The organism is Variovorax sp. UMC13 (assembly GCF_014170375.1).
GTDB lineage: Bacteria > Pseudomonadota > Gammaproteobacteria > Burkholderiales > Burkholderiaceae_C > Variovorax.
In genome coordinates this window covers 1-20,813 of record NZ_LZZW01000040.1, presented here as the reverse complement: position 1 = coordinate 20,813, position 20,813 = coordinate 1, and the positions used below count along the sequence as shown (strand labels likewise).

Sequence of the window (20,813 nt, the reverse complement as noted above, 5' to 3'; positions counted from 1 at the left end):
TCAGTAACGGCTGATCACGGTCGAGACCTGCAGCACCGACGCGTCGGACGCGTCGCGCACCTGCACGTCGACGCGGCGGAAGTTGGGGTTGAGCGTCTGCGTGGCGGACACCGTGACGGCGAAATCCACACCGGCCTGGCTGCACACTAGCGTGGCGGTGCCCACGGCCGGCATCTGGCGCGACAGGCGGGCCTTGACCAGTTCGTTCTCGGCGCACAGCTGGGCCAGCATCACGTCGCTCTGGCGCTGGGCATTGCGGGTCAGCGCCGAGACCGCCTGCGTGCCGGCGGCCAGCGCGATGGCCACGATGGCCAGCGCGACCAGCACCTCGATCAGCGTGAAGCCGGCCGCCCTGGCGTTGCGACGGCTCATGGCGAGACCACCGCGAAGGGCCGCAGGCCGTCGGTGGCGATGCGCAGCGTGCGCCCCGGCGGGGCGCTGCTGGTGATCAGCACCTGCTGCGCGGCGATGATGGGTTCGGGCCCCAGTTGCAGCCCCACGACCGGCTGGCCGTCGGCCGCCACCGCTTGCGCGCTGATGCCGTCGGACATCCAGGCGGAGGGGAGCGCGTCCGGCGGCAGGCCGTCGAAGGCGAAGGCGCCCGGGCCCTGCGGCGTGGGCCGCCAGCGCACCGTGGCGCCGCTGGCCCGCGATTGGGCGCGCGCCGATTCGAGCAGCGCGGCGAGCCGGTCGCCCTCGCGCTCGAGCGAGGCTTGCCCGGAGTCGCGCAAGGACAGGCCGACGCCGGCGGTGGCCATGGCGATGATGGCGATCACCACCAGCAGCTCGAGCAGCGTGAACCCGTCGGATCGAACGGGCGCCCGGACCTTGCGTGGCGGCGCTCGCTTACTGCCAGCTGCCGATGTCGGCATTGTTGCCCTCCCCGCCGGGCTGACCGTCGGCGCCCAGCGAGAGCACGTCGATCTCACCCTTGATGCCAGGGTTCAGGTACTGGTAGGGGCGGCCCCAGGGGTCGTTGGGCAGCTTGTCGACGTAGGGCTTCCAGTTCGGGGCGGCGGGGCCGGTGGTGGGGCGCGTCACCAGCGCCTGCAGGCCTTGCTCGGCCGTCGGGTAGCGCTGGTTGTCCAGGCGGTACAGCTTGAGCGCCTGCATGATGTTGTTGACGTCGGTCTTGGCGGCGGTGGCGCGCGCGTCGTCGGCGCGGCCGATCACGTTGGGCACGATCAGCGCGGCCAGCACGCCGATGATGACCAGCACCACCATCAGTTCGATCAGCGTGAAGCCGCGCTGCAGGGCGCGTGCGGTAGGGCTGCGGTAGGAAGACATGGGAAAAGTATCGGTCGTTGACATGAAGGGAGTGCGTCGCTGCATGATAATCCGGCCCCATGTCGCTTCTCTACGCATCTCCTCGCTGGCCCGCCGCCACCGCCACCCTCGGGGTGTGGGCGCTGGCTGCGGCCAGTGTGGTGTTCTGGGGACTGCGGCTGGCGTCGCCCAGCGACGGGCTGGCCCCGCCCCCGGTGGCCGGCGTGGCGGTCGCGACGATCGATTCCGCGGCGGTGGCGCAGCTCTTCGGTGCGCCCTCGGACAAGACGGCCGCCGCCGTCGCGACGCCCCAGGCGGCCAGCCGCTTCGTCCTGCTGGGCGTGGTGGCCGACAGTGCCCGGCAGGGCGCCGCGCTGATCGCCGTCGACGGCAAGCCGGCACGGCCCTTCCGCGTCGGCAGCCGGCTGGTCGACGGCTACGTGCTGCAATCGGTGAGCGTGCGCAGCGCCGCGCTGGGCGGCAGCGTCGGTTCGCCCACGGCGATCACGCTGCAGCTGCCGGCGCAGGCCATGGCGATTCCCGCGCCGCCCGCACCCGTGACCGCGGGTAACAGCTGAGACCTTTCGCTCAGGCCTGCAGGAACAGCCGGTAGACCGGGTTCGCGGTCTCTTCCACGAAGGGATAGCCCAGCGTCTTCAGGAACTCGTCGAAGGCCGCGTGGTCGCCGGTGGGCACCTGCAGCCCGACCAGGATGCGCCCGTAGTCCGCGCCCTGGTTGCGGTAGTGGAACAGGCTGATGTTCCAGTTGGGCCGCATCATGTTCAGGAACTTCAGCAGCGCACCCGGCCGCTCGGGGAACACGAAGCGCAGCAGCCGTTCGTCGTGGGCCAGGCCGGTGCGGCCGCCGACCATGTGGCGGATGTGCTCCTTGGCCAGCTCGTCGTGCGTCAGGTCGATGGCGCCGAAGCCGTGGGCCTCGAAGGTGCCGGCGATGGTGGTGGATTCGCCGCGCACGGTGGTCGTCAGGCCGACGAACACATGCGCCTCCTTGGTGTCGCTGATGCGGTAGTTGAACTCGGTCACGTTGCGCGACGCGCCCGGCAGCGTGCTGACCAGTTCGCAGAAGCGGCGGAAGCTGCCGCGCGCCTCGGGAATGGTCACGGCGAACAGCGCCTCGCGCTCCTCGCCGACTTCGGCGCGCTCGGCCACGAAGCGCAGCCGGTCGAAGTTCATGTTCGCGCCGCACAGGATCGCGGCATAGGTCTCGCCGCGCGTGCCGTGGCGCTCGACGTATTCCTTGATCGCCGCCACGGCCAGCGCGCCGGCCGGCTCGACGATGCTGCGGGTGTCGATGAACACGTCCTTGATGCCGGCGCAGACGGCGTCGGTGTCGACCGTGATGAAGTCGTCGACCAGGTCGCGCGCGATGCGGAAGGTCTCCTCGCCCACCAGCTTGACGGCGGTGCCGTCCGAGAACAGGCCCACGTCGGGCAGCGTGACGCGTTCGTGCGCCGCGACCGACTGCATCATGGCGTCGGAGTCGTTCATCTGCACGCCGATCACCTTGATCTCCGGGCGCACGGCCTTGATGTAGTTGGCGACGCCCGAGATCAGGCCGCCACCACCGATGGCAACGAAGACCGCGTCGAGACGCCCCTGGTGCTGGCGCAGGATCTCCATGGCGATCGTGCCCTGGCCGGCGATCACGTCCGGATCGTCGAAGGGGTGGACGAAGGTCAGGCCCTGGGCCGCCTGCAGCTCCAGCGCGTGGCCGTAGGCGTCGGAGTAGCTGTCGCCGAACAGCGCGACCTCGCCGCCGAGCGCGCGCACCGCGTCGATCTTGAGCTGGGGCGTGGTGACCGGCATCACGACCACCGCGCGGGTCCCGAGGGTGCGGGCGCTCAGCGCCACGCCCTGGGCGTGGTTGCCGGCCGAGGCGCAGATCACGCCGTTGGCCAGCTGCTCGGTGCTGAGCTTGGCCATCTTGTTGTAGGCGCCGCGCAGCTTGAAGCTGAACACCGGCTGCTGGTCTTCGCGCTTGAGCAGGACGGTGTTGCCGATGCGCGCGCTCAGGGCGCGGGCGGGTTCGAGGGCCGATTCCACCGCGACGTCGTAGACGCGGGCGGTCAGGATGCGCTTGAGGTAATCGGCGGGGGTCAGCGGGGGGGTGTTCTGTGGCATGGAACGCCGATCATAGTTTTCCACTGCCCCCCAGGCCGGCGCAAGCCATTCCAGGGACACCGCGGAACTGGCTTCGCCAGGCCGCCCCGGTGTCGCCCCCTTGAGGGGGAGGCGCTGAAAGCGCGTCGGGGGTGGGACAGGTGCCCCCTCGAGGGGGAAGCGCTGAAAGCGCTTCGGGGGTGGGACAGCCGCCAAGAAAAAAGCCCCGAGTCTTGCGACTCGGGGCTAAATCCACCAATTGAGAGGGTGGAGGAGACAACCGGTGCACACGGCTTCGTGTGCGATGAAATAAAGTATATCGGTTGTTTGCTGCAATGCAACAAGCAGTGATGCTTTTCCCACACAAATCGGGCCGCCACCGTGACTTTTAGACGGTAGCGCCTACTTTTATGGAGTTTCTGGACATGGAATGCACAGTCAGCTGGACCGGCAACGCGGGCACGCGATCGGCCATGGGCTTCGTGGCGGAGACCGGCAGCGGTCACGTCCTCACGATGGACGGGGCCCCCGATGCCGCCAAGCCGCAGAACGGCGGCCAGAACCTTGCGCCGCGCCCCATGGAAACCTTGCTCGCCGGCACCGGCGGCTGCACCGCCTACGACGTGGTGCTGATCCTCAAGCGCGGTCGACATGCGGTGGAAGGCTGCAGCGTCAAGCTCACCAGCGAACGCGCCGAGACCGATCCCAAGGTGTTCACCAAGATCCACATGCACTTCACCGTGACCGGCAAGGGCATCCCGGCTGCGGCCGTCGAGCGCGCCATCGCGCTGAGCCACGAGACCTACTGCTCGGCCAGCATCATGCTGGGCAAGACCGCCGAGATCACGACCAGCTTCGACCTGATCGAGCGCTGAGCGAAGACCTGGGTCTCAGGGTCTCAGATCCGGTGCGCCATCGTGGTCATGACCTTGGAGGCGGCCCGCATCAGCAGCTTGGCCGGCGCCGGCAGGTCGGTGGCGCCGGCGTCCCAGGCCTGGGCAGCGTGGCGCGCCTCGTCCAGCTTCATCTGCGTCACCACGGCCCGTGATGCGGTGTCGCCCGCGGGCAGGCGGTCGAGGTGGCTGTCGAGGTGCGCCTCGACCTGCCGTTCGGTTTCGGCCACGAAGCCCAGGCTCAGCGGATCGCCCGCGCGTCCGGCCAGCAGGCCCAGCCCGAAGGCGCCGGCATACCAGAGCGGATTGAGCCAGGAAGGTCGGTCCCCCAGTGCATCCAGACGCTCGCGGGTCCAGGCCAGGTGATCGGTCTCTTCCTGCGCGGCCTCCATGAAGTGCGCGCGCAGGACCGGGTCGCGGGTCGATGCCGCCTGCGCCGTGTAGAGCGCCTGGGCGCACACCTCTCCCACATGGTTCACCCGCATCAATGCGCCGGCCTCCTTGCGTTGGGCCGGCGTCAGTTCCGAGGGAGCGGACTCCGGTGCGGGTGTGGCGCGCGTGGCGTGCGGTTTGGCGAACAGGGTGCGCAAGGCCGAGTCGGCGGCCACGAGAAACGGGTCGATGGAGCGAAGCATTCAGTCATTCTGACGCGGTGGCCGCCCGTGTGCCTTGAGGCCTCGTCGCTTTTCACATGGTGGGGTTTTGGGGGTGCGAGGTGCTTTGTCGCATCTTTGCAACGAAAGGCGCGGCCCAGTCGACATTTCGGGTGAATTCTTTTGCCCTGCCGCGGATGGTCTGGTGCAATAGCAACAACTTCCCAAAAGGAGGTTGGCCCGGGGTCCGGTGGGAGCGCAAAGTGTTCAGCACAGCGTTCTCTCTGCACCGGAGCCCTATGTTTAACCTTGGAGAAACTTGCAATGAAAAAATCCCTAGTTGCTCTGGCTGTTCTGGCTGCTGCCGGTGTTGCCTCGGCCCAGTCGTCGGTCACCCTGTTCGGTATCGTCGACGCTTCGGTCAGCCACTACTCGGTCAAGGATGGTCAAAGCCAGACCGTGCTGGGTAACGGCGGCTACAACTCCAGCCGTCTGGGCTTCCGCGGCACCGAAGACCTCGGTGGCGGCCTGGCTGCTGGTTTCTGGCTCGAAGCTCCCCTGTCGAACGACGACGGCAGCCAAGTGCGCGCCTTCAACTTCACGCGTCGTTCGACCGTGAGCCTGTCGGGTGGTTTCGGTGAAATCCGCCTCGGCCGTGACTACACCCCGACCTTCTGGAACGACACCGTGTTCGATCCGTTCGGCACCAACGGCGCCGGCACGAACCTGATCTCGACCATCCACAACGCTGGTGGCCTGATCGGTGGCCTGCCCGCAGGTGCTCTGACCGACGGCAACTACGTCCGCGCCAGCAACACCATCGGCTACTTCCTGCCGCCGAACCTGGGTGGTTTCTACGGTCAAGTACAACTCGGCCTGGACGAGCAAGTGCACAACGACGTGGGCTTCAACTCGAAGGCCGGTCGTTATGCAGGCGGTCGCATCGGCTACGCCAACGGCCCGCTGGACGTCGCTCTGGCCTACGCTCAAAGCAAGACCTTCAACTCGGCTACCACGTCGGTTGACGTGAACACGCTGAACCTGGGCGCTTCGTACGACTTTGGCGTCGTCAAGCTCTTCGCTGAAGCGTCGCAAGTCAAGAACGACGTGCAACAAGCTGGTCTGGCTGACACCGACGCGAAGGCCAACGGCTTCCTGTTCGGCGCTACCGCTCCGATCGGTGCTGGCCTGATCCGCGCTTCGTACTCGATCGTCAAGCTCGACGTCGACGGCGTGTCGGCTGACCCGAAGGCTCAAAAGTTCGCACTGGGCTACGTGCACAACCTGTCGAAGCGCACGGCTCTGTACGCTACGCTGGCTCACGTGTCCAACAAGAACGGCGCGAACTTCACGACCTACCCGGGCGGCAACGCTGTGACCGGCATCGCTGGCACCGCCAACAAGAGCTCGAACGGCTACGACTTCGGTATCCGTCACTCGTTCTAATCCCTGGCTGGCCTCTGGCCAGCTTGGTTGACAGAACCCAAAGCCGCCCGGCGCAAGCCGGGCGGCTTTTTTCATGCGCGTCGTTTGCAGGATCGGGCCTTTTCGGTCCAAAACAGTGCGCGCACACTGCATCTGCATGCACTTGTCAACATCGCTTGACCCGGGGTCGGGCACGGTGCTTGCTCTGTAGCATTCATCCTTTTGACTGCCATCTCCTGAATGCTTGCTTTTGTTCTGCGTCGCCTGTTTCAGGCTGCGATCGTGATGGTCGCGGTGGCGTTCATCTCCTTCTTGTTGTTCCAGTATGTCGGCGATCCGGTCGTGTTCCTTTTGGGACAGGATGCGAAGCCTGAACAGATCCAGCAGCTGCGCTCGGACCTGGGCCTGGACCAACCCTTCTTCGTCCAGTTCTGGCACTTCCTCTCGAACGCGGTGCAGGGCGAGTTCGGCCTGAGCCTGCGCCAGGGCGCCAAGGTCTCGCGGCTGATCGGCGAGCGCTTCCCGGCCACGCTGGAGCTCGCGCTGGTCGCGGGCGTGATGGCGCTGGCCATCGGCATCCCGATGGGCGTCTACACCGCGCTGCGCCGCGGCTCCTTCATGAGCCAGGTCTTCATGACGCTGTCGCTGATCGGGGTCTCCCTGCCGACCTTCCTGATCGGCATCCTGCTGATCCTGGTGTTCGCGGTGCATCTCGGCTGGTTCCCCAGTTTCGGTCGCGGGGACACGGTGCAGCTCGGCTGGTGGAGCAGCGGGCTCTTCACCGTCGACGGCTGGATGCACGTGATCCTGCCGTCGATCACGCTGGCCATCTTCCAGCTCACGCTGATCATGCGGCTGGTGCGCGCCGAGATGCTGGAGGTGCTGCGCACCGACTACATCAAGTTCGCGCGCGCACGCGGCCTGAGCAACCGCGCCATCCACTTCGGCCATGCGTTGAAGAACACGCTGGTGCCGGTGATGACCATCACCGGGCTGCAGCTCGGCGGCCTGATCGCCTTCGCCATCATCACCGAGAGCGTGTTCCAGTGGCCGGGCATGGGCCTGCTGTTCATCCAGGCCGTGACCTTCGCCGACATCCCGGTGATGTCGGCCTACCTGTGCCTGATCGCGCTGATCTTCGTGGTCATCAACCTGGTCGTCGACCTGCTGTACTTCGCGGTCGATCCGCGCCTGCGCGTGGGCAAGGCGGGAGGCCACTGAGATGCAGGCGGCACGACTGCGGCCTGCGGGCCGCGCCTTCGCGCACATCGCGGAATTCCACCCCGAACTCACGGCCCTGCGCCGCGACCTGCATGCGCACCCCGAGCTCGGCTTCGAGGAGGTCTACACCGCCGCGCGCGTGAAGGAGGCGCTGCGCGCCTGCGGCGTCGACGCGATCCACGAGAACATCGGCAAGACCGGCTTCGTGGCCCTGATCCGCGGGCGCAGCGACACGCGCGGCGCGATGATCGGCCTGCGCGCCGACATGGACGCGCTGCCCATGACCGAGCACAACGACTTCACCTGGAAGTCGGCCAAGCACGGCCTGATGCACGGCTGCGGCCACGACGGCCACACCACCATGCTGGTCGGCGCGGCCCGCTACCTGGCCCAGACCCGCAATTTCGACGGCACCGCGGTGCTGATCTTCCAGCCCGGCGAGGAAGGCTTCGCCGGCGCGCGCGTGATGATCGAGGACGGCCTGTTCGAGCGCTTCCCGGTGCAGTCGGTCTACGGCATGCACAACTGGCCCTCGATGAAACCCGGCACCATCGGCCTCAACATGGGCGCGATGATGGCCGCGGCCGACCGCATCACCATCGACGTCACCGGCCGCGGCGGCCATGGCGCCCATGCCTACCAGACCATCGACCCGGTGCTGGTGTCGGCGCACCTCATCACGGCGGCGCAGAGCCTGGTCTCGCGCAACGTGCGCCCGATCGACAGTGCCGTGGTCAGCATCTGCGCGATGCAGGCGGGCGACCTGGGCGCGATGAGCGTGATCCCCGGCAAGGCCACGCTGGTTGGCACGGTGCGCACCTTCAGCACCGAGGTGCAGGACATGATCGAGCACCGCCTGCGCGAACTCTGCAGCGGCGTGGCACTGGGCTTCGGTGCCAGCGCGAGCGTGAACTACGAGCGCATCTACCCGGCCACGATCAACACCGCGCGCGAGGCCGCCTTCGCCGCCGACGTGGCCGAGCGCCTGGTGGGGGCCGAGCATGTCGAGCGCGACATGGAGCCCAGCATGGGCGCCGAGGATTTCTCCTTCATGCTGCAGGTCAAGCCGGGCGCCTACCTGCGCATCGGCCAGGGCGGCAGCAGCGGCGCCGGCAGCACCTCGCTGCACAACAGCCGCTACGACTTCAACGACGAGATCCTGCCCCTGGGTGCCGCCCTGCACGCGGGTCTGGTCGAACAGGGCATGCCGCTCGCGCAGCAGGCCTAACCATTTTTTCAACGCAGTCAGGAGTCCTTCCATGAATCTCAAATCCACCGTGCTTGCCACCGCCGTCCTGTCTGCGCTGTGCGCCGTCGGTACGGCCGCCAACGCGCAGACCATCCGCGTGGCGAACCAGGGCGACGCGCTGTCGCTCGACCCGCACTCGCTCAACGAATCGCTGCAGCTGAGCACCACCGCCAACGTGTACGAGACGCTGGTCGGCCGCAACAAGGACCTGAGCGTCGCGCCGTTGCTGGCCACCAGCTGGAAGCAGACCTCGGACACCGTCTGGCGCTTCGAATTGCGCAAGAACGTGCAGTTCCACGACGGCACGCCCTTCACCGCCGACGACGTGATCTTCAGCTTCGCCCGCGCGGCCGGCGAAGGCTCGGACATGAAGTCCAACACCACCGACATCAAGGAAGTGCGCAAGATCAACGACTTCGTGGTCGAGATCGAGACCCGCGGTCCGTTCCCGATCCTGCCGGAGGTCATCACCCAGCTCATGATCCTGAGCAAGAAGTGGTGCGAGGAGAACAAGGCCACCACCCCGGTCGACCGCCGCAAGGGCATCGAGAACACCGCCTCGTTCAAGGCCAACGGCACCGGCCCCTTCCGCGTGCGCGAGCGCCAGCCCAACGTGCGCACGGTGTTCGTGCGCAACCCCACCTACTGGGGCAAGATCGAAGGCAACGCGCAGGAAGTCATCTTCACGCCCATCGCCAACCCGGCCACCCGCGTCGCGGCCCTGGTCTCGGGCGAGATCGACGTGATGGAACCCGTGCCGGTGCAGGACATCGCGCGCATCAACGCCAGCCCCAACGCCCGCGTGATCGCCGGCCCCGAGCTGCGCACCATCTTCCTGGGCATGGACCAGAAGCGCGACGAGCTGCAGTACTCGAACGTGAAGGGCAAGAACCCGTTCAAGGACAAGCGCGTGCGCCAGGCCTTCTACCAGGCCATCGACATCGTCGGCATCCAGCGCACCGTGATGCGCGGCGCCTCGCGCCCGACCGGGCTGATGGTCGGCCCCGGCATCAACGGCTGGACCGAAGCCCAGGACAAGCGCCTGCCGCTGGACGTCGACGGCGCCAAGAAGCTGCTGGCCGACGCCGGCTACCCGAACGGCTTCGAGGTCACGATGAACTGCCCGAACGACCGCTACGTCAACGACGGCCAGATCTGCCAGGCCGTGGCCGCCAACCTGGCCAAGATCGGCGTGAAGATCAACCTCGCGGCCGAGACCAAGGGCACCTACTTCCCGAAGGTGCTGCGCCGCGACACCAGCTTCTACATGCTGGGCTGGACGCCGACCACCTACGACTCGCACAACGCGCTGACCGCGCTGATGGCCTGTCCTGACGACAAGACCGGCGCCGGCCAGTTCAACCTGGGTGCCTACTGCAACCCCAAGGTGGACGAGCTGACCAAGAAGATCCAGTCCGAGACCGACAAGGCCAAGCGCGACGCGATGATCAAGGAAGCCTTCGACCTGCACACCGCCGATGTGGGCCACCTGCCGCTGCACCAGCAGACGCTGGCCTGGGGCGTGAGCAAGAAGGTCGCGCTGACGCAGATGGCCGACAACTACATGCCCTTCAAGTGGATGAGCATCAAGTAACTGGCCCACCCCCGACTCCGGCGCACTTCGTGTCGCCGGACTCCCCCTCAAGGGGGCAACACCAGCGGCCCGGCAGAGCCGGTTCCGCGGTGTTTCACGAACGGGCTTCGCTTCGCTTGCCATCGGGCAGGCAAGAAGCGGCGCCTTCACTACTCTCACGATGACAAATACTCTCGCGCGCTGGTACGACAGCGACGTCGGCTACAGCTTCCGGACCTCGCCCGTTGCCATGGCGGCGGCGCTGGTCGCGTTCGTCTGCATCTTCTGTGCGGTCTTCGCCGGCTGGGTGTCGCCGCACAACCCCTTCGACCTGGCCAAGCTGGAACTCATGGACGCGCGCCTGCCGCCGGCCTGGTATCCGGAGGGCAGCCGCAAGTACTTCCTCGGCACCGATGACCAGGGCCGCGACATCCTCTCGGCCGTGATCTACGGCGCCCGCATCTCGCTGATCGTCGGCGTGGTGTCGGTGGTGCTCTCGGTCGCGGTCGGCACCATGCTCGGGCTGATCGCGGGCTTCCGCGGCGGCTGGGTCGACGCGGCGCTGATGCGCCTGTGCGACGTGATGCTGTCCTTCCCGCCGATCCTGGTCGCGCTGCTGATCTCCGGCGTCGGCCGGGCCCTGTTTCCGCAGGCCGACACCACGGTGGCCTTCGGCGTGCTGATCTTCTCGATCTCGCTGACCAAGTGGGTCGACTACGCGCGCACGGTGCGCGGCTCGACCATGGTCGAACGCAACAAGGAATACGTGCAGGCCGCACGCGTGATCGGCGTGGCGCCGCTGCGCATCATGGTGCGCCACGTGCTGCCCAACGTGACCGGCCCGGTGATGGTGCTGGCCACCATCCAGGTCGCGACCGCCATCATCACCGAGGCGACGCTGTCCTTCCTCGGCGTCGGCGTGCCGCCGACCTCACCCTCGCTGGGCTCGCTGATCAACAGCGGCAACCAGTACCTGTTCTCCGGCGAGTGGTGGATGATCGTGTTCCCCGGCCTCATGCTGGTGCTGATCGCACTCAGCGTGAACCTGCTGGGCGACTGGCTGCGCGACGCGCTCAACCCGAGGCTCCGCTGATGACCGCCCCCCTGCTCGAAGTCCGCAACCTGGTCGTGGAATTCCCCGGCCGCCGCGGCACGCTGCGCGCGCTGGACAACATCTCCTTCGACATCGCCCCGGGCGAAATCCTCGGCGTGGTCGGCGAGTCCGGTGCCGGCAAGTCGCTCACCGGCGCCGCCATCATCGGCCTGCTCGAGCCGCCGGGCCGCGTGGCCGGTGGCGAGATCCGGCTCGAGGGCGAACGCATCGACCAGCTCTCGCACGAGAAGATGCGCCACATCCGCGGCCGCAAGATCGGCGCGATCTTCCAGGACCCGCTGACCTCGCTCAACCCGCTCTACACCGTGGGCCGCCAGCTGGTCGAGACCATCCAGGCGCACCTGCCGGTCAACGGCGCCGAGGCGCGCCGGCGCGCCATCTCGCTGCTGCAGGACACCGGCATTCCGGCGGCCGAGCAGCGCATCGACCACTTTCCGCACCAGTTCTCGGGCGGCATGCGCCAGCGCGTGGTGATCGCGCTCGCGCTCGCGGCCGAGCCCAAGCTGATCGTGGCCGACGAGCCGACCACCGCGCTCGACGTGTCGATCCAGGCGCAGATCATCCAGCTGCTCAAGCGCATCTGCAAGGAGCGCGGCGCGGCCGTGATGCTGATCACACACGACATGGGCGTGATCGCCGAGACCTGCGACCGCGTGGCCGTGCTCTACGCGGGCCGCATCGCCGAGATCGGCCCGGTGCAGGAGGTGATCCACCAGCCCGCGCACCCCTACACGATGGGGCTGATGGCCTCGATCCCCGACATCGAAGTCGACCGCGAACACCTCAACCAGATCGACGGCGCCATGCCCCGCCTCAATGCCATTCCGCGCGGCTGCGCCTACAACCCGCGCTGCCCGCGGGTGTTCGAGCGCTGCACGCAGGAGCGGCCCGATTTGATCAACGCCGGCGCCACGCGCGCGGCCTGCTGGCTGCACGATGCGCACGACCCGCACACCGCGCTGCACGGGCAGGGAGCGGCGGCATGAGCACGACGACGAACACGATGAACGCCTCGCAGGCCGGTGTGCCGCTGGTCGAGGTGCGCGACCTGGCCAAGACCTTCGACGTCTCCTCGCCCTGGCTCAACCGCATGATCGAGCGCAAGCCACGGCAGCTGCTCAACGCCGTCGACGGCGTGAGCTTCGAGATCGAGCGCGGCAAGACGCTGGCGCTGGTGGGCGAATCGGGCTGCGGCAAGAGCACGGTCGCGCGGCTGATGGTGGGGCTCTACGGCCCCACGCGCGGCGGCATGCAGTTCGACAACCAGGACGCGCACGCCGCCTTCAAGACGCCGGCCGGCCGCACGCTGCGCCGCCGCATCCAGATGATCTTCCAGGACCCCTACGCGAGCCTGAACCCGCGCTGGATCGTCGAGGACATCATCGGCGAGCCGCTGCGCGAGCACGGCATCCTCAAGGAAGGTCCGGCGCTCAAGCAGCGGGTGGGCGAACTGCTGCAGTCTGTGGGCCTGAGCCCGCTGGACATGCCCAAGTACCCGCACCAGTTCTCGGGCGGCCAGCGCCAGCGCATCTCGATCGCGCGCGCACTGGCCACGCAACCCGAGTTCCTGGTCTGCGACGAGCCCACCTCGGCGCTCGACGTGAGCGTGCAGGCCCAGGTGCTCAACATCATGAAGGACCTGCAGCGCCAGCAGGGCCTGACCTACCTCTTCATCTCGCACAACCTCGCGGTGGTGCGCCACGTGGCCGACCAGGTCGGCGTGATGTACCTGGGCCGGCTGGTCGAGGTGGCGGACAAGCACAAGCTGTTCGACAGCCCGCAGCACCCGTACACCCGCATGCTGCTCGACGCGATCCCGCAGATGAAGCACACCGGCCGTTCGCGCACGCCGGTGCAAGGCGAAGTGCCGAACCCGCTGAACCCGCCCACGGGCTGCACCTTCCACCCGCGCTGTCCGCACGCCAACGCGCGCTGCAAGGCCGAGCGGCCGCCGCTGCAGATGCTGCGCGGCGTGAAGGTGGCGTGCCACGCCGTGGAAGAGGGCCGGATCTAAGGTCTGAAACCCGCCGAATCGGCGGGCTCTCGTCCAGCAAGCATCGCAGCGAGGGAAGGGGGCGCCCGTTGCGCGCGCCTACTGCTCTTCACTCCAGGCGAAGCCGTCCCGCGCGATCATCGCGCTCGACGCACTCGGCCCCCAGGTCCCGGCCGCATAGGGCCGCGGCCCGCCGTCCGAACCCCAGCTGTCGATCAGCGGTTCGACCCAGCGCCAGGCTTCCTCCTGTTCGTCGCTGCGCACGAACAGGTTGAGGCGGCCGTCGATCACGTCGAGCAGCAGGCGTTCGTAGGCGCCCACGCGTTCGCTGCCGAAGCGCTTGTCGAAGTCCAGGTCGAGCTGCACCGGCGCCAGCGGCTGCGTGGCGTCGCCGCTGTTGCTGCGCTTGCGGTTGTCCTGGGCCTGCGAGAGCAGGTGCAGTTCGAGGCCGTCCTTGGGCTGCAGGTTGATCACCAGCTTGTTCCGCGCACCCGCCGGCGCGCGGAAGATCGCGTGCGGCGTGGAGCGGAAATTGATCTCGATGCGCGCATCGCGCGAGGCCAGGCGCTTGCCGGTGCGGATGTAGAAGGGCACGCCGGCCCAGCGCCAGTTGGCGATCTCGGCGCGCAGCGCGACGAAGGTCTCGGTGCGGCTCTGCGGATCGATGCCGGCTTCCTGCAGGTAGCCGGGCACGCGTTCGCCATAGGCGGTGCCGGCCGTGTACTGGCCGCGGATCGCGTGCAGGCCCAGGGTCTCGGGCGTCCAGGGCTTGAGCGAGCGCAGCACCTTGAGCTTCTCGTCGCGCAGCGCGTCGGCATGGGCGTTGATGGGCGGCTCCATCGCGATCGCGCAGACCAGCTGCAGCGCGTGGTTCTGCACCATGTCGCGCAGCGCGCCGGTCTGGTCGTAGAAGGCGCCGCGCTTCTCCACGCCCAGGTCCTCGGCGATGGTGATCTGGATGTTGGCGATGTGCTCGCGGCGCCAGATGGGTTCGAACAGCGCATTGCCGAAGCGCAGCGCGAACAGGTTCTGCACCGAGGGCTTGCCCAGGTAGTGGTCGATGCGGAAGACCTGCTTCTCGCTGAGCACCTTGCCCACCGCCTCGTTGATCGCGCGGTTCGAGGCCAGGTCGTGGCCCAGCGGCTTCTCGAGCACCACGCGGGTGCGCGCGGTGTTGAGCCCGGCCGCGGCGATCTGCTCGACCACCTGGGTGAACAGCGCGGGTGCGGTGGCGACGTACATCACCACCGTGTCGGCGTTGCGGCGCTCGAGCGTGTCGGCCAGCTTGGCATAGTCGTCCGGTTTCGACAGGTCCATGCGCAGGTAGTACAGCAGGGACGCGAACTTCTTGAACTCTTCCGGATTCGGGCGCTTGGAGCCCTCGACCGCCTCGAAACGCGACTGGATCAGTTCGCGGTACTGGTCGTCCGACAGGTCGTCGCGCGCCACGCCGATGATGCGCCCGCCTTCGGGCAGGCTGCCGTGCCGGAAGGCCTGGAACAGGGCCGGCATCAGCTTGCGCCATGCGAGGTCGCCAGTGCCGCCGAACAGAACGAGGTCGAAGCTCATGGAAGGAAAATCCGTGAAGTGGGTGAAATGCCGAAGTCGAAGCTTGCCAGCCGAATGGTACTTGTACCGATTCGACAACCGTGGCGTGCGGGCTACGCTCGAGGGGGCGGCCCGTGGGCCGCCGTTCCATTGTCAAAGGCGAGAGTCCAACATGAATAAGAAGTTTTGGGTCGCGGCAGCCCTGGTGGGCATGGCGACCGGTGCATCGGCACAAGGTACCGTCAACGTCATCTGCTCGGTGCAGGCCGACTGGTGCAACATGATCGCGACCGTGTACGCACGCACCACCGGCGTGAAGATCAACCTGGCCCTCAAGGGCTCGGGCGAGGCGCTGGCCCAGCTGATCGCCGAGAAGGACAACCCCAAGACCGACGTCTGGTTCGGCGGCACCGGCGACCCGCACCTGCAGGCAGCCGAGATGGGCCTGACGCTCGAGTACAAGTCGCCCAGCCTGCCGCAGCTCTACCCGTGGGCGCAGCAGCAGGCGCAGCAGTCGGGCTACAAGACGGTGGGCGTGTACTCGGGCCCGCTGGGCTTCGGCTACAACACCGAGCTGCTGAAGAAGAAAAAACTGGACGTGCCCCGCAGCTGGGCCGACCTGCTCAAGCCCGAGTACAAGGGCGACATCCAGGTCGCCAATCCCGCCTCCAGCGGCACGGCCTACACCATGATCGCCACGCTGGTGCAGATGATGGGCGAGGACAAGGCCTTCGAATACCTCAAGGGCCTGCACAAGAACGTCGGCCAGTACACGCGCTCGGGCACCGGCCCGATCAAGGCGGTGGCGCGCGGCGAGACCGCGGTGTCGATCAGCTTCGTGCACGACGCGCCGCAGGAAAAGATGCAGGGCTTCCCGGTCGAGACCGTCACGCCTTCGGAAGGCACGGGCGCCGAGATCGGCTCGATGAGCATCATCAAGGGCGCGCGCAACCTTGAGCAGGCCAAGAAGTTCTACGAATGGGCACTCACGCCGCAGGCCCAGACCTTCGGCGCCGCCGCCAAGCAGTACCAGCTGCCCTCGAACAAGGCGACCGCGGTCGATCCCAACGTGCCGGACTTCAAGAAGATCAAGCTGATCAACTACGACTACGCGAAGTACGGCGCCAGCGCCGAGCGGCGTCGCCTGATCGCGCGCTGGGAGAAGGACGTCAACTCGCTGCCGCGCTGATCCGGTGTCGGCCGCACGCCACCCCCGGACCGCTGTCTGGGCCTGCCTTGTCGCGGGCCTCGTCGGCTACCTGTTCCTGCCCTGGTATGCGATCCAGGACACCAGCTGGTACGAGGCGCTGCCCCAGGTGTTCGGCAGCGCCGAAGGCGCCAACGGCCTGCTGCAGGCCGCGACGCAGGGGCGCCGCTGGCTCTTCGTCGGGCTCGTCGGCCTCGCGCTCTGCGCGGTCGGCGCGCTGCAGCCGCCGGGCCGTGCGCAGGGCCGCTGGCTGCTGGCCGGTGGCGGCCTCGGCTTCGTCGGGCTGGCCGCCAGCGGCTTCCTGATCGGGGCGCGCGGCTGGAGCGTCGCGGCCTTCAACGGCAGCTTCGGCGAGCTCGCGGTCAACCAGTTCGGCATCGGCGCGGGCGGCTTCGTCGCGCTGGCGGCGCTGCTGCTGCTGGCGGCCTTCGGCCTGGCGCGGCTGGGCTTCTTCAAGGGCGACCTGTTCGTCGCGGGCGCGGTGCTCGGCTGCGGCACGATCATGGCGTTGTTCATCGCCTACCCGGTGTCGAAGGCGCTGGCCGGCGCCTTCATCGACGAGGACGGCGGCTGGTCGATCGCGGCGCTGGTGGCGCGCGTCGGCACCGAGCGCATCTGGGGCCTGGGCTGCGTCACGGGTGGCATGCGCTGCGGCGTGGCGTGGAACACGCTGTTCCTGGCGCTGCTCACGGCCGCCGGCACCACCTTCCTGGGCACGCTGATGGCGCTGATGGCCGAGCGCGGCGGCAAGCGCTGGCAGGGGCCGCTGCGGGTGCTGGCGCTGCTGCCCATCATCACGCCCCCCTTCGTGGTCGGGCTGGGGCTGATCCTGCTGTTCGGCCGCGCGGGCGTGGTCAACCAGCTGCTCGAAGCCTGGTTCGGCATCGAGCCCACGCGCTGGTTCTACGGCATGCCGGGCGTGCTGGTGGCGCAGCTGTTCGCCTTCACGCCGATCGCCTTCATGATCATGCGCGGCGTGGTGCAGGGCATCGCGCCCAGCCTGGAGGAGGCGGCGCAGATGCTGCGCGCCGACCGCCGCCGCACCTTCCTCACGGTCACGCTGCCGCTGCTCAAGCCGGGCCTGGCCAACGCCTTCCTGGTGGGCTTCATCGAGAGCATCGCCGACTTCGGCAACCCGGTGGTGGTGGGCGGCCAGTTCTCGGTGCTGTCGACCGACATCTTCTTCGCGATCGTCGGCGCGCAGTACGACCAGGGCCGCGCGGCCTCGCTGGCCTGGGTGCTGATGCTGTTCGCGCTGGGCGTGTTCGCCTTGCAGCGCGGCCTGCTGGGCAGGCAGAACTACACCACCGTCAGCGGCAAGGGCGACGCGGGCATCGCGATGCCGCTGCCCGACGGCGTGCGCCGCACCATCTATTCGATCGCCTTCCCCTGGATCGTGTTCACGGTGGTGGTCTACCTGTTCGCCTTCGCCGGCGGCTTCGTCCAGACCTGGGGCCGCGACTACACGCTGACCTTGAACCACTTCAAGACCGCCTTCGCGCTCGAGTGGGGCCAGTTCGGGCTGGTGTGGGCCGGCACCGCGTGGAACTCGCTGCTCACCACGCTCAAGCTGGCGGGCATCTCGGCGCCGATCACCGCTGGCCTGGGCCTGCTGATCGCCTGGCTGCTGGCGCGCAACGAGTTCAAGGGGCAGGGCGCCTTCGAGTTCGCGGCGCTGCTGGCCTTCGCGATTCCGGGCACGGTGCTGGGCGTGAGCTACATCCTGGCCTTCAACGTGCCGCCTTTCGAGCTCACGGGCACCGGGCTGATCATCGTGCTGTGCTTCATGTTCCGCAACCTGCCGGTGGGCGTGCGCGCCGGCACCGCGGCCTTCAAGCAGCTCGACCGTTCGCTCGACGAGGCCTCGCTGATGCTGCGCGCCTCCACCGCGCAGACGCTGTTCAAGGTGGTGCTGCCGCTGCTCAAGCCGGCGCTGGTGGCCGCGCTGGTCTACAGCTTCGTGCGCGCCATGACCACGGTCAGCGCGGTGATCTTCCTGGTCACGGCCGAGAACGAACTGGCCACCACCTACATCATCGGCCGCGTCGGCAACGGCGACTACGGCGTGGCGCTGGCCTATTGCACCGTGCTGATCGTGCTGATGTCGGCGGCCATCGCGCTGATCCAGCTGGTGGTCGGCGAACGCAAGCTGGGACGGCGCAAGGCCGGCGTGGCGACCCCGGCGGTCGTCGCACACTGAGGCAGGAACAAGACATGACAACGACCCCCACGCTGACCCACGGCATCGAGTTCCGCAACGTCACCAAGCGCTACGGCAGCGACGCCTCGGCCCCGCTGGCCGTCAAGGGCATCAGCTTCGAAGTGCCGGTCGGCACGCTCACCACCATCCTCGGCCCCTCGGGCTGCGGCAAGACCACCACGCTGCGCATGATCGCGGGCCTCGAGTCGCCGACCTCGGGCGCGATCGTGATGGGCGGGCGCGACGTGACCACGCTGGGCCCGGCCGAGCGCAACGTGAGCATGATGTTCCAGAGCTACGCGCTGTTCCCGCACATGGACGTGATCCAGAACGTGGGCTATGGCCTGCGCATGAGCGGCGTGGCCAAGGACGAGGTCGGGCGCCGCGCGCGCGAGGCGCTCAAGGGCGTGGGCCTGGTCGGCTTCGACCACCGGCTGCCCAGCGAACTCTCGGGCGGCCAGCAGCAGCGCGTGGCGCTGGCGCGCGCGCTGGTGCTCGAGCCCGCGGTGCTGCTGTTCGACGAACCCTTGTCCAACCTCGACGCGCGCCTGCGCCGCGAGATGCGCGAGGAGATCCGCATGCTGCAGCAGCGCCTGAAGCTCACGGTGGCCTACGTCACGCACGACCAGAGCGAGGCGCTGGCCGTGAGCGACCAGATCATCGTGATGGACCACGGCGTGATCGCGCAGCGCGGCACCCCGCAGCAGCTCTACTCGCGGCCCGAGAGCGAGTTCGTCGCCGGTTTCATGGGCGAGGCCAGCGTGTTCCCGGCCACCGCGCAGCCCGACGGGCAGGTGGCGCTGGGGCCGCTGCTGCTCACGCCGCCGCATGCGGTGGCGGCCGGCGCGGTCAAGGTGGCGGTGCGGCCCGAGGCCTGGCAGATCGGCACGGCCGAGGGCCTGCCCGCCACCTGCACCAAGGCGGCCTACCTCGGCAGCTTCTACGAATACGGCTTCGACACGCCCATCGGGCCGGTGTTCGCGGTGTCGTCCGACCTGGCGCGGCCGCTGGCGGCGGGGGCGCAGACCGTGCTGGGCCTGGGGCGGCATGGCGTGTCGGTGGTGCCGGGCGGCTGAGGGGCGCTGACAGAGACCTGTCAGGGTGCCGTGGAACAATGGCGCCATGAACGTCGTATTCGATCTGGGCGCCGTGCTCGTCGGCTGGGAGCCCGGCCGCCTGCTGCAGGCGCATTTTCCCGAGCGCGCCGCCACCGCCGAAGCCGGCCGCGCGCTGGCCAAGGCCTTCTTCCACCACGCCGACTGGCTCGACTTCGACTGCGGCATCCGCAGCGTCGACGAGGTGGTCGCGCGCACCTCCACGCGGCTGGCGCTGCCGGCCGACCGGGTGCATGCGATGGTGGCGCCGCTGGGCGAGCGGCTGGAGCCGATCGCCGAGAGCGTGGCGCTGCTGGCCGACCTGCGCGCGCAACGCGAGGCGGGTGCCGAGGTGCGCCTGTACTACCTGTCGAACATGCCTGTGCCTTATGCGCGGGCGCTACAGCGCCGGTTGCCCTTCTTCGAATGGTTCGACGGCGGCATCTTCTCGGGTGACGTGAAGCTCATCAAGCCCCACAGCGACATCTACCAGATGCTGGCCTGGCGCCATGGCTTCGACCCGGCGCAGACCCTGTTCATCGACGACACCGCGGCCAACGTCGAGGCGGCGCGGGCGCTGGGCTGGCACGCGATCCACTGCACCGCGCCCAAGGCGTTGGCGGCGCAGGTGGCGCGCTTCGTGCCGTCGCTGATTTCCGTCTAGGGTGCCGGTGCGCCCGTACGCACCACCCGGTCGACGTCGAAACCCAGGCTGCGCGCGTAGTCGAGCTCGACCTGCAGCGAGGCCTCGTCCAGCACCGGATCGCGCGACAGCACCCAGAGGAAGTCGCGGTCGGGCGTGCCGACCAGCGCGACCTGGTAGTCGCGGTCGAGCTTGAGGATCCAGTAGTCGCCCCACACCACCGGCAGCCAGCCGAGCCAGGCCGGCGCGAAACGCACCTCGAGCCGGCCGGCGCCGGGCTGGCCCGTGATCGGCACCACGCGGGCGCTGCCCACGGCCTCGTCGAAGTTGCCGTCGGAACGGATGCAGCGGTTGCGCACTTCCACCGTGCCATCGGCCAGCGGCGTGTATTCGGCCGTCACCGGCCCCGTGCAACTGCGCTGGAAGCGGTTGGGCAGGCGAGCCTGCTCGTGCCAGAGGCCGGCGTAGCGTTTGAGGTCGACCGGGGCCACGGCCTGCAGCGGCGCGCGCATCAGCGGCGCGCCGTCGGCCGGCCCGGCGGGCACCCGGGCGTGGGCCCGGGCCGCGCGCGCCACGCCGAAGCTCGCCAACGCCAGGGCGCCACCCACGAGGAAGGCGGTGGCCAGGGTACCGACCGAGGCGCTGAAGCGGCGGTCGTCGAAGGGGGCGGGCG

Annotated in this window: 20 protein-coding genes; 13 read left to right on the top strand and 7 right to left on the bottom strand. The window is 68.4% G+C overall.

What is annotated here, in order from left to right; all coding sequences use genetic code 11:
- The 3 genes from gspI to gspG are packed head-to-tail and all read right to left on the bottom strand — an operon-like array spanning position 1 to position 1,287.
- On the bottom strand, positions 1 to 372 hold the full coding sequence (gene gspI / locus A9977_RS32225; RefSeq protein ID WP_183028903.1) for a type II secretion system minor pseudopilin GspI: 372 nt from the start codon (positions 370 to 372) through the stop codon (positions 1 to 3).
- Complete coding sequence (locus A9977_RS32220; RefSeq protein ID WP_183028902.1) at positions 369 to 872, bottom strand: prepilin-type N-terminal cleavage/methylation domain-containing protein; 504 nt, start codon at positions 870 to 872, stop codon at positions 369 to 371. Before A9977_RS32220 ends, gspI begins: the two co-directional genes overlap by 4 nt.
- Positions 847 to 1,287, bottom strand: a complete 441-nt coding sequence (gspG, locus tag A9977_RS32215; RefSeq protein WP_183028901.1) for a type II secretion system major pseudopilin GspG — start codon at positions 1,285 to 1,287, stop codon at positions 847 to 849. Before gspG ends, A9977_RS32220 begins: the two co-directional genes overlap by 26 nt.
- A gap of 59 nt (positions 1,288 to 1,346) precedes the next feature.
- Between gspG and A9977_RS32210 the strand changes: the two genes are divergently transcribed.
- On the top strand, positions 1,347 to 1,844 hold the full coding sequence (locus A9977_RS32210; protein WP_183028900.1) for a type II secretion system protein N: 498 nt from the start codon (positions 1,347 to 1,349) through the stop codon (positions 1,842 to 1,844).
- Between the two features lie 10 nt (positions 1,845 to 1,854).
- Here the strand turns inward: A9977_RS32210 and ilvA are convergent, their stop codons facing one another.
- A complete protein-coding gene (gene ilvA / locus A9977_RS32205; RefSeq protein ID WP_183028899.1) occupies positions 1,855 to 3,408 on the bottom strand; it encodes a threonine ammonia-lyase, biosynthetic in 1,554 nt (517 codons plus the stop codon).
- 404 nt (positions 3,409 to 3,812) lie between these two features.
- On the opposite strand from ilvA, the gene A9977_RS32200 reads away from it, so the two are divergent.
- On the top strand, positions 3,813 to 4,262 hold the full coding sequence (locus tag A9977_RS32200; RefSeq protein WP_183028898.1) for an OsmC family protein: 450 nt from the start codon (positions 3,813 to 3,815) through the stop codon (positions 4,260 to 4,262).
- Positions 4,263 to 4,285: 23 nt separating this feature from the next.
- On the opposite strand, the gene coq7 is transcribed toward A9977_RS32200, so the two are convergent.
- Positions 4,286 to 4,915, bottom strand: coding sequence for a 2-polyprenyl-3-methyl-6-methoxy-1,4-benzoquinone monooxygenase (coq7, locus tag A9977_RS32195; RefSeq protein ID WP_183028897.1), 630 nt, complete (start codon positions 4,913 to 4,915; stop codon positions 4,286 to 4,288).
- A gap of 282 nt (positions 4,916 to 5,197) precedes the next feature.
- On the opposite strand from coq7, the gene A9977_RS32190 reads away from it, so the two are divergent.
- The 7 genes from A9977_RS32190 (at position 5,198) to A9977_RS32160 (ending at position 13,469) form a co-directional block, all read left to right on the top strand.
- Complete coding sequence (locus A9977_RS32190; protein ID WP_183028896.1) at positions 5,198 to 6,319, top strand: porin; 1,122 nt, start codon at positions 5,198 to 5,200, stop codon at positions 6,317 to 6,319.
- 219 nt (positions 6,320 to 6,538) lie between these two features.
- Positions 6,539 to 7,519, top strand: a complete 981-nt coding sequence (locus A9977_RS32185) for an ABC transporter permease (protein WP_183028895.1) — start codon at positions 6,539 to 6,541, stop codon at positions 7,517 to 7,519.
- A 1-nt stretch (position 7,520) separates the two neighbouring features.
- Entirely contained in the window at positions 7,521 to 8,747 is a 1,227-nt protein-coding gene (locus tag A9977_RS32180; protein ID WP_183028894.1) for a M20 aminoacylase family protein, read from the top strand.
- Between the two features lie 31 nt (positions 8,748 to 8,778).
- Positions 8,779 to 10,362: an ABC transporter substrate-binding protein gene (locus A9977_RS32175; RefSeq protein ID WP_183028893.1), complete on the top strand. Its 1,584-nt coding sequence runs from the start codon at positions 8,779 to 8,781 to the stop codon at positions 10,360 to 10,362.
- A gap of 160 nt (positions 10,363 to 10,522) precedes the next feature.
- Entirely contained in the window at positions 10,523 to 11,434 is a 912-nt protein-coding gene (locus tag A9977_RS32170; RefSeq protein ID WP_183028892.1) for an ABC transporter permease, read from the top strand.
- Positions 11,434 to 12,441: an ABC transporter ATP-binding protein gene (locus A9977_RS32165; protein WP_183028891.1), complete on the top strand. Its 1,008-nt coding sequence runs from the start codon at positions 11,434 to 11,436 to the stop codon at positions 12,439 to 12,441. Before A9977_RS32170 ends, A9977_RS32165 begins: the two co-directional genes overlap by 1 nt.
- The gene (locus A9977_RS32160; protein WP_183028890.1) at positions 12,438 to 13,469 is read left to right on the top strand and encodes an ABC transporter ATP-binding protein; all 1,032 of its coding nucleotides are present in this window, start codon (positions 12,438 to 12,440) and stop codon (positions 13,467 to 13,469) included. The genes A9977_RS32165 and A9977_RS32160 overlap by 4 nt, the downstream gene beginning before the upstream one ends.
- Positions 13,470 to 13,547: 78 nt before the next feature.
- Here A9977_RS32160 and zwf read toward each other — a convergent pair whose 3' ends face one another.
- Positions 13,548 to 15,017, bottom strand: a complete 1,470-nt coding sequence (gene zwf / locus A9977_RS32155) for a glucose-6-phosphate dehydrogenase (protein WP_183028889.1) — start codon at positions 15,015 to 15,017, stop codon at positions 13,548 to 13,550.
- Between the two features lie 151 nt (positions 15,018 to 15,168).
- On the opposite strand from zwf, the gene A9977_RS32150 reads away from it, so the two are divergent.
- Genes A9977_RS32150 through A9977_RS32135 form a run of 4 tightly spaced genes read left to right on the top strand, consistent with a single transcriptional unit; the run spans position 15,169 to position 20,161 of the window.
- A complete protein-coding gene (locus A9977_RS32150; RefSeq protein ID WP_183028888.1) occupies positions 15,169 to 16,185 on the top strand; it encodes an ABC transporter substrate-binding protein in 1,017 nt (338 codons plus the stop codon).
- 4 nt (positions 16,186 to 16,189) lie between these two features.
- Positions 16,190 to 18,403 (top strand): iron ABC transporter permease, encoded by a 2,214-nt coding sequence (locus A9977_RS32145; RefSeq protein WP_183028887.1) that lies wholly within the window; start codon positions 16,190 to 16,192, stop codon positions 18,401 to 18,403.
- 14 nt (positions 18,404 to 18,417) lie between these two features.
- Complete coding sequence (locus tag A9977_RS32140; protein ID WP_183028886.1) at positions 18,418 to 19,479, top strand: ABC transporter ATP-binding protein; 1,062 nt, start codon at positions 18,418 to 18,420, stop codon at positions 19,477 to 19,479.
- Between the two features lie 46 nt (positions 19,480 to 19,525).
- A complete protein-coding gene (locus A9977_RS32135) occupies positions 19,526 to 20,161 on the top strand; it encodes an HAD family phosphatase (RefSeq protein ID WP_183028885.1) in 636 nt (211 codons plus the stop codon).
- Here the strand turns inward: A9977_RS32135 and A9977_RS32130 are convergent.
- Positions 20,158 to 20,813: lipocalin family protein (locus tag A9977_RS32130; protein ID WP_259652251.1), on the bottom strand; the 656-nt coding region annotated here is incomplete at its 5' end. The two genes, A9977_RS32135 and A9977_RS32130, sit on opposite strands and share 4 nt — an antisense overlap.

Excerpts from the sequence above, each read along its gene's own strand:
- gspI (WP_183028903.1), bottom strand. The coding sequence starts at position 372 with ATGAGCCGTCGCAACGCCAGGGCGGCCGGCTTCACGCTGATCGAGGTG.
- A9977_RS32220 (WP_183028902.1), bottom strand. The coding sequence starts at position 872 with ATGCCGACATCGGCAGCTGGCAGTAAGCGAGCGCCGCCACGCAAGGTC.
- gspG (WP_183028901.1), bottom strand. The coding sequence starts at position 1,287 with ATGTCTTCCTACCGCAGCCCTACCGCACGCGCCCTGCAGCGCGGCTTC.
- A9977_RS32210 (WP_183028900.1), top strand. The coding sequence starts at position 1,347 with ATGTCGCTTCTCTACGCATCTCCTCGCTGGCCCGCCGCCACCGCCACC.
- ilvA (WP_183028899.1), bottom strand. The coding sequence starts at position 3,408 with ATGCCACAGAACACCCCCCCGCTGACCCCCGCCGATTACCTCAAGCGC.
- A9977_RS32200 (WP_183028898.1), top strand. The coding sequence starts at position 3,813 with ATGGAATGCACAGTCAGCTGGACCGGCAACGCGGGCACGCGATCGGCC.
- coq7 (WP_183028897.1), bottom strand. The coding sequence starts at position 4,915 with ATGCTTCGCTCCATCGACCCGTTTCTCGTGGCCGCCGACTCGGCCTTG.
- A9977_RS32190 (WP_183028896.1), top strand. The coding sequence starts at position 5,198 with ATGAAAAAATCCCTAGTTGCTCTGGCTGTTCTGGCTGCTGCCGGTGTT.
- A9977_RS32185 (WP_183028895.1), top strand. The coding sequence starts at position 6,539 with ATGCTTGCTTTTGTTCTGCGTCGCCTGTTTCAGGCTGCGATCGTGATG.
- A9977_RS32180 (WP_183028894.1), top strand. The coding sequence starts at position 7,521 with ATGCAGGCGGCACGACTGCGGCCTGCGGGCCGCGCCTTCGCGCACATC.
- A9977_RS32175 (WP_183028893.1), top strand. The coding sequence starts at position 8,779 with ATGAATCTCAAATCCACCGTGCTTGCCACCGCCGTCCTGTCTGCGCTG.
- A9977_RS32170 (WP_183028892.1), top strand. The coding sequence starts at position 10,523 with ATGACAAATACTCTCGCGCGCTGGTACGACAGCGACGTCGGCTACAGC.
- A9977_RS32165 (WP_183028891.1), top strand. The coding sequence starts at position 11,434 with ATGACCGCCCCCCTGCTCGAAGTCCGCAACCTGGTCGTGGAATTCCCC.
- A9977_RS32160 (WP_183028890.1), top strand. The coding sequence starts at position 12,438 with ATGAGCACGACGACGAACACGATGAACGCCTCGCAGGCCGGTGTGCCG.
- zwf (WP_183028889.1), bottom strand. The coding sequence starts at position 15,017 with ATGAGCTTCGACCTCGTTCTGTTCGGCGGCACTGGCGACCTCGCATGG.
- A9977_RS32150 (WP_183028888.1), top strand. The coding sequence starts at position 15,169 with ATGAATAAGAAGTTTTGGGTCGCGGCAGCCCTGGTGGGCATGGCGACC.
- A9977_RS32140 (WP_183028886.1), top strand. The coding sequence starts at position 18,418 with ATGACAACGACCCCCACGCTGACCCACGGCATCGAGTTCCGCAACGTC.
- A9977_RS32135 (WP_183028885.1), top strand. The coding sequence starts at position 19,526 with ATGAACGTCGTATTCGATCTGGGCGCCGTGCTCGTCGGCTGGGAGCCC.